Annotated in this window: 13 protein-coding genes; 3 read left to right on the top strand and 10 right to left on the bottom strand. The window is 59.4% G+C overall.

What is annotated here, in order from left to right; genetic code table 11:
- Window positions 1-38: 38 nt before the first annotated feature.
- From KDX37_RS17030 to bioB, 10 genes are all read right to left on the bottom strand, one after another.
- Window positions 39-200, bottom strand: a complete 162-nt coding sequence (locus KDX37_RS17030; protein WP_002555565.1) for a YqaE/Pmp3 family membrane protein — start codon at window positions 198-200, stop codon at window positions 39-41.
- 396 nt (window positions 201-596) lie between these two features.
- Complete coding sequence (locus KDX37_RS17035) at window positions 597-2,375, bottom strand: acyl-CoA dehydrogenase C-terminal domain-containing protein (RefSeq protein WP_231653878.1); 1,779 nt, start codon at window positions 2,373-2,375, stop codon at window positions 597-599.
- A gap of 178 nt (window positions 2,376-2,553) precedes the next feature.
- Window positions 2,554-3,852 carry a GGDEF domain-containing protein gene (locus tag KDX37_RS17040; RefSeq protein WP_231653879.1) on the bottom strand — a complete coding sequence of 433 codons (1,299 nt, stop codon included), beginning with the start codon at window positions 3,850-3,852 and terminating at the stop codon, window positions 2,554-2,556.
- Window positions 3,853-4,113: 261 nt separating this feature from the next.
- Window positions 4,114-5,919, bottom strand: a complete 1,806-nt coding sequence (locus KDX37_RS17045) for a phenylacyl-CoA dehydrogenase (protein ID WP_231653880.1) — start codon at window positions 5,917-5,919, stop codon at window positions 4,114-4,116.
- 359 nt (window positions 5,920-6,278) lie between these two features.
- Entirely contained in the window at window positions 6,279-6,575 is a 297-nt protein-coding gene (locus KDX37_RS17050) for a pyrroloquinoline quinone biosynthesis protein PqqE (protein ID WP_231653881.1), read from the bottom strand.
- Between the two features lie 154 nt (window positions 6,576-6,729).
- Complete coding sequence (bioD, locus tag KDX37_RS17055; RefSeq protein ID WP_231653882.1) at window positions 6,730-7,410, bottom strand: dethiobiotin synthase; 681 nt, start codon at window positions 7,408-7,410, stop codon at window positions 6,730-6,732.
- A 32-nt stretch (window positions 7,411-7,442) separates the two neighbouring features.
- Entirely contained in the window at window positions 7,443-8,252 is an 810-nt protein-coding gene (gene bioC / locus KDX37_RS17060; protein ID WP_231653883.1) for a malonyl-ACP O-methyltransferase BioC, read from the bottom strand.
- Window positions 8,245-8,976 (bottom strand): alpha/beta fold hydrolase, encoded by a 732-nt coding sequence (locus KDX37_RS17065; protein ID WP_231653884.1) that lies wholly within the window; start codon window positions 8,974-8,976, stop codon window positions 8,245-8,247. Before KDX37_RS17065 ends, bioC begins: the two co-directional genes overlap by 8 nt.
- A complete protein-coding gene (gene bioF / locus KDX37_RS17070; protein ID WP_231653885.1) occupies window positions 8,969-10,159 on the bottom strand; it encodes an 8-amino-7-oxononanoate synthase in 1,191 nt (396 codons plus the stop codon). Before bioF ends, KDX37_RS17065 begins: the two co-directional genes overlap by 8 nt.
- Window positions 10,160-10,224: 65 nt before the next feature.
- Window positions 10,225-11,283, bottom strand: coding sequence for a biotin synthase BioB (gene bioB / locus KDX37_RS17075; protein ID WP_231653886.1), 1,059 nt, complete (start codon window positions 11,281-11,283; stop codon window positions 10,225-10,227).
- 90 nt (window positions 11,284-11,373) lie between these two features.
- Here bioB and KDX37_RS17080 point away from each other — a divergent pair, with 90 nt between their 5' ends.
- The 3 genes from KDX37_RS17080 (at window position 11,374) to KDX37_RS17090 (ending at window position 14,952) form a co-directional block, all read left to right on the top strand.
- Window positions 11,374-12,108 carry a ComF family protein gene (locus KDX37_RS17080; protein WP_231653887.1) on the top strand — a complete coding sequence of 245 codons (735 nt, stop codon included), beginning with the start codon at window positions 11,374-11,376 and terminating at the stop codon, window positions 12,106-12,108.
- Between the two features lie 91 nt (window positions 12,109-12,199).
- Window positions 12,200-12,964 carry a TOBE domain-containing protein gene (locus tag KDX37_RS17085; protein WP_231653888.1) on the top strand — a complete coding sequence of 255 codons (765 nt, stop codon included), beginning with the start codon at window positions 12,200-12,202 and terminating at the stop codon, window positions 12,962-12,964.
- Window positions 12,965-13,044: 80 nt separating this feature from the next.
- The gene (locus tag KDX37_RS17090; protein WP_231653928.1) at window positions 13,045-14,952 is read left to right on the top strand and encodes a PhoX family protein; all 1,908 of its coding nucleotides are present in this window, start codon (window positions 13,045-13,047) and stop codon (window positions 14,950-14,952) included.
- Window positions 14,953-15,432: the final 480 nt, after the last annotated feature.

The raw sequence follows: 15,432 nt of genomic DNA on the forward strand, positions 1-15,432 counted from the left end.
TCCCGCATCAGGGAACGATCAAACGACGTCCGAGGACGTTACTTGCGCGAGACGATGATGTAGATCGCGTGAATGATGCCTGGGATGTAGCCCAGCAAGGTCAGCAGGATATTCAGCCAGAAAGCGCCAGCGAAACCCACCTGCATGAACACGCCAACCGGGGGCAGCAGAATAGCGAAGATGATGCGAATGATGTCCATGGGTAGCTCCTGATTAATTGGCTCTGATTGGCCATACAGCTAATCGACCCTGGGCATCGGCAAGGGTTCCGCCGGCTCTGGCACGAAGCCATTATTCTTCGGGAATATCACCGCAAGCGGCAGAAAAACGCGCGGCGCAGCGAGTGTGCGCACGAAGTGGATTTGACGTAGAGCCAAAACGCAGACAAAGAAAACCCCGCCTAAGCGGGGTTTTCCAGACTGTTTCCCTGACTTCCCTTTCTTCCCACCATCCTGGCAGGCTTCCCTACGTGTCCCTGTTCTGTTGATGCGCTTCCTGCGCTACGTCCATGAAGCTAGATTAGCTTTGGATCCATTTTAAGGGAAGAGGCCAATTGTCAGCACGGCGCGTAAGCAAATGCTTACACGCAACCCTGCTCAGAATTGCGCAGCTTCGAGCAGGAACAGCGACTCGCTGCCCGCCCTGACGGACGCGTTCAGCGAATGAATACGCGGCAGCAGACGCGCGAAATAGAAGCGCGCAGTGCCCAGCTTGCTGGCGTAAAAATCTTCCTGAGCCTCTTTGCCCTGTGCCGCCTTGGCCATCATTGCCCACATGTAGGCGTACGCGGTGTAACCAAACAGATGCAGATATTCGACCGATGCGGCGCCGATCTCGTTGGGGTTGGAACGTGAACGGTCCAGAACCCAATGGGTCAGTTCGTCCAGCATGTCGAGCGCAGAGGCCAATGGCCGCGTGAATTCGCCCAGCGATGTGTGGGAACTGGCAACGAACTGACGAACCTCGTCCGAGAACAACTGATACAGCGCGCCACCGGAACCGACAATCTTGCGACCGACCAGATCGAGCGCCTGGATACCGTTGGTGCCTTCGTAGATCTGGGTGATGCGCACATCACGCACCAGTTGTTCCTGGCCCCACTCACGAATGTAGCCGTGACCACCAAATACCTGCTGACCGTGAATCGTGGTTTCAAGGCCGATGTCGCTGAGGAATGCCTTGGCAACCGGGGTCAGCAGCGCGACCAGATCGTCGGCGCGCTTGCGGGCCTCGTCCTCTTCGCTGAACTTGGCGATATCCAGTTGCAGCGCCACGTAGCTGGAAAATGCACGGCCACCTTCGTTGAACGCTTTCATGGTCAGCAGCATGCGACGCACGTCAGGGTGGACAATGATTGGATCAGCGGCCTTGTCCTTGTTCTGAGCACCGGTCGGCGCACGGCTTTGCAGGCGGTCCAACGCATATTCAACTGCGTTCTGATAAGACCGCACGCCTGACGCAAGGCCCTGAATGCCGACACCCAAACGCTCGTAATTCATCATGGTGAACATCGCGGCGAGGCCTTTGTTCGGCTCGCCGATCAAGTAGCCAATGGCGTCGTCGAAGTTCATCACGCAGGTAGCAGAAGCCTGAATGCCCATCTTGTGTTCGATGGAGCCACAGCTCACAGTGTTGCGATCACCGACGCTGCCGTCATCACCGACCATGAACTTGGGCACCAGAAACAACGAAATGCCCTTCGGCCCGGCAGGCGCGTCCGGCAGCTTGGCCAGTACCAGATGGATAATGTTCTCGGTCAGGTCGTGCTCACCGCCGGTAATGAAGATTTTGCTGCCGGTGATCTTGTGGGAGCCGTCAGTCTGCGGCTCGGCCTTGGTGCGGATGATACCCAGGTCGGTGCCCGCGTGAGCTTCGGTCAGACACATCGACCCGCACCAGACGCCTGAATACATGTTCGGCAGGTATTTGGCTTTGAGTTCTTCGGTGGCGTGCGTGTTGATCGAGACGCACGCGCCAGAAGTCAGCATGGGATAAAGCCCGAACGCCAGGCTGGCGGAGTTGAGCATTTCCTCGACCTGAGCCGAAACCACCTTGGGCATGCCCATGCCACCGAAATCGGGATTACCACCGACACCCACCCAGCCGCCCTCGGCGTAAGTCCGGTAGGCTTCGGGAAAACCGGTCGGGGTAGTGACGACGGTGTCTTTCCAGTGACAGCCTTCTTCATCGCCGTTGCGGCTCAGCGGCGCAATGGTTTTGCTGGTGACTTTGCCTGCTTCTTCAAGGATGGCATCGACCGTCTCGGCATCGACTGTTTCAGCCAGTGCAGGCAGTTGAGCCCAGAGTCTGGAAACCTCGAACACTTCATTAAGTACGAAGCGCATATCGCGCAACGGCGCTTTGTAGTCAGCCATGGCAAACCTCGTGAACTCGGAGCGAGAGACCGTAAAAAGCTGACCTTGGCACGCATGGACGCGGATCAGCTGTCGATTGCCAAGAGTCTACCCGAACAACATTTCAGACACATAGGGTCGTGTCGTGACTGTAAGGTCATGAAAGGTCATGTGCGGCAAGTGATGAGGGGCGAGGCTTTCAGACGGCGGCTTCGGTCGTGCGCACGGCACCGCGACGGTTCGTCTGATTGTGGGAGACAACACAATTGCGGCCAGCGCCTTTGGCTGCGTAGAGCGCCTGATCCGCGGATTTGAGAACTTCCTCTGGCGTGCGATGTTCTGGAAGACGCTCTGCTACGCCAATACTTACCGTTACAGACACAGTGCCCGCATGTGCACCATTGCGTCGCTGCCGGCCCTGCTGATCGTCCTGTGGACGGCTGTCCTTGTTACGCAACTGGATATCGTAATTGGCGATGGTTTCACGAATGGCCTCAAGGTGTGGCAAGCATTCGTCGAGGGTCTTGGCTGCAAACACAATGGCGAATTCTTCGCCACCGTAGCGATACGCCTTGCCGCCGCCGTTGGTGATCTTCGCCAGCTTGCTGGCCACCAAACGCAACACCTGGTCGCCAACATCGTGACCGTGGGTGTCGTTGAATTTCTTGAAGTGGTCAACGTCACTCATGGCCAGCACGTAATTGCGCCCCAGCCGCTGCATGCGCTCATTGAGTGCCCGACGCCCTGGCAGGCCGGTGAGCTCATCACGGAAGGCCATCTGGTAGGCCTCGTGTGCCACCGCTGCCGCAATCATCAACATGACCTGACTGCACAGAATATTCAGTGTGAACGGCAGGATGAACGTCTTCGGCAATGCCCAGAAAACCCCCAGCAAGCCAACAATCTGGGCAGCGTGCAAGGGCCTTGGTCGCTCGAGGTACTGCCAGATCAATACTGCAAACGAGATGACGAACATCGCATAGGACAGCTGGATCAGGCTCATCCAGTCACCATGCAGCGCGGGCCAGCGAATGTCTGCCAGCCAGGCCTGCAGGCCCACGGGGTAACTCTGTTCAAGACCCAGCGCGACGCTGCCTACGGCAATCAGCACCGCAAGGCGCGCAACCATATCCTGGAACAGGTGCGTGCGTTCCTCCCAGGCTGCGTAGAGCCCATACAACACCGGCAACAGCAGACAGACCAGATGAAAGATCACCGCAGCGTCTTCGCGAACCTTGCCGTTGTCACGGTAGTAGTCGGTCTGGGTGTCGAGGAGAAAGTAGGCGATGTACACGGTGATCATCAGAAACAGCTCACGCTGACGCCGATAAACCCCGCAATAGGCACCGCCCAACAGCAGCACCAGTGTTGGCAGCACGTTGAACAGCGAGGTGAAGAACACATTCAGGTCTTTGACATACGCGGCCGCAAGCCCCGCCACCAGCAATGCCTGTGATGGAAGAAAATGACTCAGTCTTGCGGCAGACGGACGCAACAAAAGGGGATCTCTCCTACCTGGCATCAAAATCAATTGCTGGATGGCATTGTGCCTTCATCCAGCGAGTAATGCATTCAGCAGGATTGGTCAGCGAGCTACTTTATGTAACGGCAGGAGATCGAAAAGGTTTATCGATTGATAAATGAAGGTTTTTTAACAACACGCGGGGCTGTCTGATTAGTGCCCCGCTAGTTGGGACAAACGGCAGACATAAAAAAACCGCCTGATCAAAATCAGGCGGTTTGCGGGTCTGAAACCTACTTAGTAAGCCAGGCCGAAGTCCTCTTCTTTCATTTCCATGAGGTTGCCAGCACCGGAGAGAATGGCGGCAATGTGAGTGCGAGTGCGCGGCAGAATGCGCTGGAAGTAGAAACGCGCAGTCTGGATCTTGGCGCGGTAGAACGCCTCTTCAGACGTACCCGCAGCCAGCTTTTCAGCCGCCAGACGCGCCATGTCAGCCCAGAAGTAAGCCAGGCAGGCATAGCCGGAATACATGATGTAATCCACCGACGCTGCGCCCACTTCTTCACGGTCCTTCATGGCCGCCATGCCCACTTTCATGGTCAGCTCGCCCCACTCCTTGTTCAGCGCAGCCAGTGGCGTGACGAATTCCTGAACGGCTTCGCTGCCTTCGTTGTTCTGGCAGAACTTGTGGACAATCCTGGTGAAGCCCTTGAGCGCTTCGCCCTGCGTCATCAGAACCTTGCGGCCCAGCAGGTCGAGCGCCTGAATACCGGTGGTGCCTTCGTACAGCATCGAAATGCGGCTGTCGCGAACGTTCTGCTCCATGCCCCACTCAGCGATGAAGCCGTGGCCGCCGTAGATCTGCACGCCGTGGTTGGCTGCTTCAAAACCGACTTCGGTCATGAAGGCCTTGGCGATTGGCGTCATGAACGCCAGCAGTGCATCAGCAGCCTTCTTCTGATCGGCGTCGTCGCTGTACTTGACGATGTCGACCTGCTTGGCGGTGAAGTACACCATGGCACGTGTGCCTTCAGCGAATGCCTTCATGGTCAGCAGCATGCGACGCACGTCAGGGTGAACGATGATCGGGTCAGCAGCCTTCTCAGGCGCTTTCGGACCGGTCAGCGAACGCATCTGCAAACGCTCACGAGCGTATTTCAAGCCGCCCTGGAAAGCGATTTCGGCGTGGGCCAGGCCTTGCAGGGCAGTACCCAGACGGGCCGTGTTCATAAAGGTGAACATGCAGTTCAGACCTTTGTTCGGCGGGCCGATCAGGTAGCCGGTAGCCGAATCGAAGTTCATCACACAGGTCGCGTTGCCGTGGATGCCCATCTTGTGTTCGATCGAACCACAGGTCACCGCGTTGCGCTCACCGACACCGCCATCAGCGGCAGACAGGAACTTGGGCACGATGAACAGCGAAATGCCTTTGGTGCCCGCAGGCGCGTCCGGGAGGCGGGCCAGCACGATATGGACGATGTTGTCGGCCATGTCATGTTCGCCAGCGGAAATGAAGATCTTGGTCCCGGAAACCTTGTAGGTGCCGTCGGCCTGAGGCTCGGCCTTGGTGCGCAACATGCCGAGGTCAGTACCGCAATGAGGCTCGGTCAGGCACATGGTACCGGTCCATTCACCGGACACCAGCTTCGTCAGGTAGGCCTCTTGCTGCTCGGGCGTACCGTGCTCGGAAATAGTGTTCATGGCGCCATGAGACAGGCCCGGGTACATGCCCCACGACCAGTTGGCCTCGCCGACCATCTCGCTGACAGCCAGACCCAGCGACTCGGGCAGGCCTTGACCACCATGCTCGACGTCATGCGCCAGACTTGGCCAGCCGCCTTCGACAAATTGCTGATAGGCCTGTTTGAAACCGGTCGGCGTCTTCACGCCAGACTCGCTCCAGGTGCAGCCTTCGGTATCGCCCACACGGTTCAGTGGCGCCAGCACCTGTTCACAGAACTTGGCGCCCTCCTCGAGAATGGCATCGACCATGTCGGGAGTAGCGTCCTGGCAAGCTGGCAGGCTCTGATAGTGCGCTTCGTAACCGAGCAGTTCGTCACGAACGAAACGAATATCACGCAAGGGGGCCTTGTAATCAGGCATAGCGATAACCTCTGCTGATGAATCCTGGAACGAATGACCGGGCGGTGCCGAGAGCAAGCTCTCGTGTACCAGACAATCTCGTATGCCTTACGGTCAAACAGGTGTTTGAAACATACGTTTACGCCTAAATCTTGTCAATAGCGAGGCGTGCGCCATTCGTCCACGATGCTTTACAAAGTGTGCAGACGAGGGCGCACGGCATCATGCGAATGATGAGCTGAGTCTAGTCGACGAACGGACAATAACGGGGGAGATACGAAACGGTGATGTGCGGGGATTCAGGCAGTGACGCCATGCACGAACGGCATGGCGTCGAGACGTTTTAACGGAGGTGAAGCGGAAACGTTACAAACTGCCGGTCAGGCGAAGGTGTCGATCAGCGTACCGAGTGCTTCGTTGCTGGCTTTTTGCGATGCAAGGCCCGCTTCGATCTGGGTCTTGCCAGCATTCAGCTCGACGATATTGGCAGAGAGGTCCGAACGCTGGGCACGGTCTACCGAACGCAGGTTCTCAAGCTGGAAGTCCGAGGACTGGCTTCTGCCCGACACTTCAACGTTGGTGCTGGCGATCTGGGTAGCCGCTTGATCCACACGGCTTTGCCCGACCTGCATGGCGCTCAGACCAGGATAAAGGGTGTTGTTCATGGTGATTTGCATAAGCCGATCCTCAGTTCAAAAAGCGAACACGTGCCATTGAACCAGTAAACGCTCGGAAATACCCGACAAATAGACTAATGGCACTAGGCCGCACGATAGGCTCAGTCTTGATCCACGACCAAGCACCTTTCGGCTCAACAACATAGCGGCCCTGTCAGTCCAGCAACTCCAGATGGAGATATTGCGCCACATTTTCGGCGCTGGCCTTTTTCAGGCGAGGTACACGGCCCAGGCAGGGCGCAGGCAAACGCTCGGCCAGCGTGGCCAGATTTTCTTCGAGGCGGGAGGTTTTTCCGTCGGTGACGTTGGCCACCCAGCCCACCAGGTGAAGGCCGTCACGTGCGATCGCTTCGGCGCTCAGCAAGGCATGATTGATACACCCCAACCGCACGCCCACTACCAGAATCACTGGTAGCCCCAACGCAACAGCCAGGTCCGAGAGATTGCTCTGGTCGGCCAGCGGCACACGCCAGCCGCCTGCGCCCTCGATCAGGGTGAAATCCGCCTGTTTGCTTAGAATGTGTCGCATCGGCTGCAACAGGGAATTGACCGTCAACGCTACCCCTGCTTCGCGAGCCGCGAGGTGCGGGGCAATCGCCGGCTCGAACGCAACCGGATTGACCTCATCGTAGGTCAGCTTTATAGAGCTTTCGGCCTGCAGCGCCAGCGCGTCGGCGTTGCGCAGCCCTTGCGGGGTAACCGAGCAGCCGGACGCGACCGGCTTACCCGCCGCAGTGCTCAGGCCTGAAAGTCGAGCGGCGTGGAGCAGACCGGCGGCCACAGTGGTCTTTCCGGCATCTGTATCGGTTCCGGTGATGAAATAGGCAACGCTCATGTCAGCGGTCTTCCCTTGCGAAGTGAACCCGATCAGGGTTTTTCAAGTACCGCATAGACCACTTGATAAGTGGCGGGCAGCCCGGCGTCCTGGCGAAAGCGCTCGTACGCCTGGACCAATCCTAGAATCCGTTGGCGTCCCGTCAAGCCGCCAGGCCGTCCGGGATTGAGATTATGGGCGCCCAGTGCTTTCAGTTCGTGGGTCAGGCTGCGTACATCCGGGTAATGCAGTACATGTGGCCGAACCTCCAGGCTGCGCACCTGTAAACCACTGGCACTGCACAGCTGACGGTAGTCGTCCTCATGTCGAAAACGATTCACGTGTACCCGACCATCAACGGCGCGCCAACTTTCGCGCAACTCGTCCAGTGTACCCACGCACAGGCTGGCGAAGGCGAATGTACCGCAGGGCCGCAGCACGCGGTGGGCTTCGCTGAGCACAGCCGCGAAATCCGCGCACCATTGCACAGCCAGGCTGGAGAAAATCAGGTCACAACTTTCACCCAGCAACGGCATGCACTCGGCATCGCCGGCAATGAAATGATCCGCACCGGCCAATGGTCGGGCGTGACGCAGCATGCCTTCGGCGATGTCCAGTGCCACGCCTTCGCTCGTGCCGTAGGCCTGCGCCAGTGTCCGGCTGAAATAGCCGGTGCCGCAGCCAAGGTCGAGCCAACGTGCGGGCTGCAGATCAGCAGGCAACCGCGACAGCAACGCATGGCCCACATCACGCTGCAAGGCCGCGACACTGTCGTAACTGCCCGCCGCACGGGAAAAGGATGCCGCCACCAGGCGCTTGTCAGGAAGGCCGGAGGGTAATCCGGTTCGGGAAAGATCAGTCATCACCGGACTCATGTAGAAAAGCCTGAATTGCCGCCGCCACGCCGTGGGGGTTTTCCAGCGGGAAAGCGTGGCTGGCCTGTTCGATCAGCCCCACTTCAATGTCTGGCAACAAGGCCAGTAAATCGCCCGCAGCTTCTGCCGGAACGAACGCGTCAAGCCCAGCGAACAGGTGCAGTTGTGGACCACGATAGGTTTGTAACGCGCTGCGCGTATCGAGTTGCTGAAGTATTTTCAGGCCATCGATCAGCGCGGTTCTGCAAGTATGCGGGGCACCAGACTTGAGCAGCCGCGCCAGACCGCGCGAATCTTCTGCGCCTTGGGTGCACAGCAGGCTGAAGCGCATTAGAGTCAGATCGGCATCGGCCTCGCAGCCCGCCAGAAAAGCCTCGAAATCCTGAGCCGGCATTGCATGCGGCCAGGCACCTTGGGTGACGAAACAGGCGTTGCTTGCCAGGGTCAGCAACCCGCAGCAGCGCTCGCCACGCCGCGCCGCAAGCTCACTGGCGAGCATACCGCCCAACGACCAACCGCCCAGCCATGCGTCGTCCGGCAGGTTGGCGTCAAGCTCATCGAGCCAGTCGGGCAGATCGCAACTGTCGATCTCAGGCAAAGGCTCGATTTCGACGCGCAAATGCTCATCCAGACCCCGCAACGCAGCAGCCAGCGGTTCCAGCGGCGAAACACCCAGGCCCCAGCCTGGCAGCAGGATCAGACGATCACGCATGATCGGGCTCCATGGATTCACTTGCACCCAGCAGCGGGTAACACTGCTCCAATGCATTCAACAATAGCTGCACTTGCGCTTCGGTGTGCGCGGCGGACAGTGTGACGCGCAAACGGGCACTGCCCGCAGGCACGGTCGGCGGACGAATAGCGGTGACCAGCAAGCCGCGCTCACGCAGCAGGTGTGAAAGCTGCAAGGCCCGCCCGGCATCACCGATCAGGATCGGCTGGATCGGCGTGAAGCTGTCCATCAGTTGCAGGCCGATTTGCTCGGCGCCATGGCGAAACTGTTTGATCAGCATCGCCAGATGCTCACGGCGCCAATGCTCGGTGCGCAGCAACTCGACACTTTTCAGCGTGGCGCAGGCCAGCGCAGGCGGCTGGCTGGTGGTGTAGATGTACGGACGAGCAAACTGGATCAGCGTTTCGATCAGCTCCTCGCTACCCGCCACAAAGGCCCCTGACGTTCCGAAGGATTTGCCCAGGGTCCCGACCAGCACCGGCACGTCGTCCATGCTCAGCCCGAAGTGCTCGACAATGCCTGCGCCGTTTTTGCCCAGCGGACCAAAGCCGTGCGCGTCGTCGACCATCAACCAGGCACCCTTGTCTCTGGCGGCCTTTGCCAGCGCAGGCAGGTCCGCAATATCGCCGTCCATGCTGAACACGCCGTCGGTGACCACCAGCGTATCGCCCACCGCCTTGTTCAGGCGGCTGCCCAGACTGGCCACGTCGTTGTGCAGATAGCGCGAAAAACGTGCGCCGCTGAGCAGCCCGGCATCCAGCAGCGAAGCATGGTTCAAGCGGTCTTCAAGCACCGTATCGCCCTGCCCCACCAATGCCGTCACGGCACCCAGATTGGCCATGTAACCGTTGGAAAACAGCAGTGCACGCGGGCGGCCGGTCAGGTCGGCCAGCGCCTCTTCCAGTTCATGGTGCGGGGTGCTGTGGCCGATCACCAGATGCGATGCGCCACCGCCGACGCCCCAGCGCTCGGCGCCAGCACGCCACGCGGCGATCACCTCGGGATGATTGGCCAGCCCCAGGTAATCGTTGTTACAGAACGCCAACAGCGGTTTGCCGTCAACCGTCACCTCAGGCCCTTGCGGGCTTTGCAGCAACGGCCGCTGGCGGTAAAGGTGTTCGGCGCGACGGGCATCAAGGCGCGCACGGAGATCAAAAGACATGCAGGCCCCGGTCCGGATGTGGAGAGAGTCAGAGCGGGCGGTTTTCAGACCGCCCGCTGAAAGCGTCAGGCTGAAGCGGCGTTATAGAACATCCCGCTGCTTTGCTGTTCGACCAGCGCCTGCTCGATGGCGGCCTGATGCACTTCATCAGGATGCTCTTCGCCCGCTTCAGGTTTGATGCCCAGACGCGAGAACAACAGCATGTCCTTGTCTGCCTGCGGGTTGGCGGTGGTCAGCAGTTTGTCGCCGTAGAAGATCGAGTTTGCGCCAGCGAAAAACGCCAGGGCCTGCATCTGCTCGTTCATGGCTTCGCGGCCAGCGGACAGGCGTACATGCGATTGAGGCATCAGAATCCGCGCGACGGCCAGCATGCGGATGAAGTCGAAAGGATCGACGTCTTCGGCGTTTTCCAGCGGCGTACCGGCGACCTTGACCAGCATGTTGATAGGCACCGACTCCGGGTGTTCCGGCAGGTTGGCCAATTGAATCAGCAGACCGGCGCGATCATCAAGCGATTCACCCATGCCCAGAATCCCGCCCGAGCAGATTTTCATCCCCGCATCACGCACATACGCCAGCGTTTGCAGGCGCTCGCTATAGGTGCGGGTGGTGATGATGCTGCCGTAGAACTCAGGCGAGGTGTCCAGGTTGTGGTTGTAATAGTCGAGACCGGCCGACGCGAGCGCGGCGGTCTGATCCTGATCAAGCTTGCCCAGGGTCATGCAGGTCTCAAGACCCATGGCTTTCACGCCTTTGACCATTTCCAGCACATACGGCATGTCCTTGGCGGACGGATGCTTCCAGGCGGCGCCCATACAGAAACGCGTCGAGCCAATGGACTTGGCGCGGGCGGCCTCTTCGAGGACCTTCTGCACTTCGAGCAGCTTTTCCTTCTCGAGGCCAGTGTTGTAATGGCCGGACTGCGGGCAGTACTTGCAGTCTTCCGGGCAGGCGCCGGTCTTGATCGACAACAAGGTCGAAACCTGCACACGGTTGGCGTCGAAATGAGCGCGGTGCACGGTCTGCGCCTGAAACAGCAGGTCATTGAATGGCTGTACAAACAGCGCTCTGACCTCGGCTAAAGTCCAGTCGTGACGCAGAGTGGCGGTGGTGCTGGCGCTCATCAAGCAGCTCCTTGGTGTTTTTTTGAGAAGGCGCCGGGCTGGAAAGACCACAAGCGCTACACGGATGTTTGGCATATTTAAGGAAGAGCGATGCACTGTCAACCAAGAAGCAACCACGAGGTTTACATCTGGTTAAAAAACAAACAATTCTGCTTGCTCTGCGACGAACCCACGGAGGCGATCATGCCCATTTGTGTGCCGTGCGAAACCGAGCTGCCCTGGCTGGGCAGTCAGTGCGAATACTGCGCCTTGCCGCTGCCCATGCATGGCATGAGCTGCACCCAGTGTCTGATAAAACCGCCCGCATTTGCCCAGGTCGCTGCACCCTGGCTGTATGACTTCCCTGTCGACAGCCTGATCACGCGTTTCAAGCACAACGGCAAATGGCCCATGGGCCGTTTAATGGCCGAATTGTGCGGGCAATTTCTGCAGCATCGTTTCGACGAGGGCCTGTCGCGTCCTGACTGCCTTGTCCCGGTGCCGTTGGCAAACAGACGCCTGCGTGAACGCGGCTATAACCAGGCCGCAATGCTCGCCAACTGGCTGGGTAAAAAGCTGGAGCTGCCCGTGGATGAGCATCATGTGCGGCGCAGTCGTGAAACCTCGGCTCAACAAGGACTGGACGCCAAGGCACGCAAGCGCAACCTGCGCGATGCGTTCAGCCTGATCGATGCAGAATGGGTCCGCGGCAAGCACCTGGCATTGATCGATGATGTGCTGACCACGGGCTCGACCGCCGAAGTAATCGCCAGCTTGCTGAGCCGTGCCGGGGCGCGCCGGGTGGATGTGTACTGCCTGGCCAGAACGCCCAAACCTGATGACTGATCTGTCCGGATGCAGAGACTGCGCCAGCCTTCGCCAAAGCACACCGCGACGTCTTACACTCCAGCTTGTCATTCGATCACTCAAGACCGCCATGTCCTTGCCTGCGCTGTTGACCCAACACATGACCCGCCGCCCTCAGCGCATTGCGCTGCTGCAGCATATCGCCGAGCAAGGCTCGATCACCCGTGCCGCCAAAAGCGCCGGGATGAGTTACAAGGCGGCCTGGGACGCCATCGACGAGCTGAATAACCTGGCGCAAAAGCCTCTGGTTGAACGCAGTGTCGGAGGGCGCGGAGGCGGCGGTGCGAAATTGTCCGCCGAGGGCGAGCGCGTGCTGCGGCTCTATCAGCGGGTGCAAGCGCTGCAGGCGCAGATACTTGAAGCGGCAGAACACGACAGCGACCTGGACCTGCTCAACCGCCTGACACTGCGCACCAGTGCGCGTAACCAATTGCTTGGACGTATCGTCGCGATTACCCGCCAAGGGCACAACGATCAGATTCGCCTGCAACTGGCCGATGAGGTATTCATCAGTGCACAGGTCACCCACGACAGCACGCTCCGCCTGGAGCTGGCCATTGGCATTGAAGTAGTGGCCTTGATCAAGGCAGGCTGGCTTGAGCTGCACGCGAACGACGCCATTGAAACAAGTGGAAACAATTGTCTGCACGGGCAAATAGGCGCCATCATCGACGCGCAGGATGGACCTGGCGAAGTCCGGATTGTGCTGCCCAGCGGGCAGACCCTGTGCGCTCTGGCAACGCCTGCGCAGTTGCAGGCTCTCGAGCTGAAAACTGGCAGCCCGGTGCAGGCCACTTTCTCCCCTTCACTGGTATTGCTTGGTACTCCGCTGTAGCCAGCCCGCGTCATCGCTGCGACACAATTTCGTCATATGTGCGAATTAAGGTGGCTGCCACATTCGAGGGAGCCGTGATGATGAAACTATTAGAAGAAAATCAATCCACCGATCTGGAAAAGATGGTCGGCCTCACCCGCCGTGGTTTTATCAGCGCCGGCGCTCTGTGTGGCGCAGCGATGTTTCTGGGTGGCAACCTGCTGAGCCGTAGCGTACTGGCCAACAGTGTCAGCGCAGCATCCGGCCCCAGCACATTGCTGGGTTTCGAAAGCATTCCCACGGCAACGGCCGATGGCATCAGCCTGCCAGCGGGTTACAAGTCCTCTGTATTGATCAGTTGGGGTCAGCCTCTGCAAGCAGGCGGCCCTGCATTCGATGCGAGCGGCAAAGGCACCGCCAAAGCCCAGGAAGTGCAGTTCGGCGACAACAATGACGGCATGAGCCTGTTCCCGATGCCCGGTCACAAGGATCGCGCGCTGATGGCGATCAACAACGAATACACCAATTACCGCTACCTGTTCGACCACGGCAAAGAACCGCAATCAGCCGAAGACGTGCAGAAGGCACTTGCCGCAGAAGGCGTGTCGGTGATCGAAGTTCAGCAGAAGAACGGCCAATGGCAGTTCGTGCAGGACTCTCGCTACAACCGTCGCATTCACGGCAACACGCCGATCAACCTGAGCGGCCCTGCTGCCGGGCATGACTGGCTCAAGACCGATGCCGACAAGACCGGCACTCATGCGCTGGGCACCTTTCAGAACTGCGCCAACGGCAAGACGCCGTGGGGCACTTACCTGACCTGCGAAGAGAACTTCACCGACTGCTTCGGCAGCAGCAACCCGGAGCAGAAGTTCGATGCCGGTTTGAAGCGGTATGGCGTGGTCGCAGCCAGCAAAGAGATCAACTGGCACCCGCACAACCCACGCTTCGATGTTGCCAAAAACCCCAACGAGGTCAATCGCCACGGCTGGGTGGTGGAAATCGATCCGTTCGACCCCAAGTCCACGCCGGTCAAGCGCACCGCGCTGGGCCGCTTCAAGCATGAGAACGCCGCGTTCACGCAAACCAAGGGCGGTCGCGCCGTGGTGTACATGGGCGATGACGAGCGTGGCGAGTTCATCTACAAGTTCATCAGCCGCGACAAGATCGACCACGCCAACCCCAAGGCGAACCGCAACCTGCTCGATCATGGCACCTTGTATGTGGCGCAGTTCGACGGTGGCGACAGCAACCCGGATCGCCCAAAAGGCAAAGGCCAGTGGGTCGAACTGACCCACGGCAAGAACGGTCTGGACGCCGCCGCCGGTTTCAACAACCAGGCCGAAGTACTGATCCATGCACGCCTGGCGGCGAGCGTCGTGAAAGCCACCCGGATGGACCGCCCGGAATGGATCGTCGTCAGCCCCAAGGACGGTCAGGTCTATTGCACCTTGACCAACAACGTCAAACGCGGCGACGAAGGTCAGCCTGTCGGCGGTCCCAACCCACGCGCCAAGAACCAGTACGGTCAAATCCTGCGCTGGCACGAAGACGACGACAACGCTTCGGCAATGGCCTTCGAATGGGACCTGTTCGTGGTCGCGGGCAACCCTTCAGTGCACGCGGGCACCCCTCAGGCAGGCTCCAGTAACATCAACCCGCAAAACATGTTCAACAGCCCGGACGGCCTGAGCTTCGACGAAGCCGGACGCCTGTGGATACAAACCGATGGCGACTCCAGCAACAAGGGCGACTTCGCGGGCATGGGCAACAACCAGATGCTGTGCGCCGACCCGGCCAGCGGCGAAATCCGTCGTTTTCTGGTAGGACCGATCGGTTGCGAAATCACCGGCATCAGCTTCGCGCCGGACTACAAAGCGATGTTCATCGGCATCCAGCACCCCGGCGAAAACGGCGGATCCACCTTCCCCGAGCACCTGCCCAACGGCAACCCCCGTTCCTCGGTCATGGTCATCACCCGCGAAGACGGCGGCATCATCGGCGCCTGAAACAGCGCCTTTCCAACGCAATAGCCGCCACACCACCGAACGCGACGTAAGGTGCAGGCTGAGTTCTGACTCTGATCCGGGGGGCAATCGGCAGGGATGCCGATTGAGCCGCACCGGGCCATGGATGGCCCGTTGCGGCGACCGCCGGATCAGAGTCAGGACGAAGGAATCCGCCGCAGGCGGACCCAACCGGAGCCAGGGGCTTTGCCTACTTTGGCCCCATCAAAGTAGGTCGCCGAGGGGCGAAAAGGTGACCTGAGGCGAGCACGCAGGCAACTGAGTCCAGAGCCCACTTCCAAATACACACATCAGAAGTTCACCGTCTGAAACCCAGCCTTCGCGAGCAAGCGCACTCCCAATAACAGCCAGAATCCAAATTGAAATCCGCAACTGAGGCGGCCACCTGCAGGAGTCAGCCGGGCGGCGTTCCGTTTGCTGAAGAAGGGGCTGGTGTGGCTGCCGAAAATATCAGCTCAGTAT

The organism is Pseudomonas californiensis, assembly GCF_021147775.1.
Lineage (GTDB): Bacteria > Pseudomonadota > Gammaproteobacteria > Pseudomonadales > Pseudomonadaceae > Aquipseudomonas > Aquipseudomonas californiensis.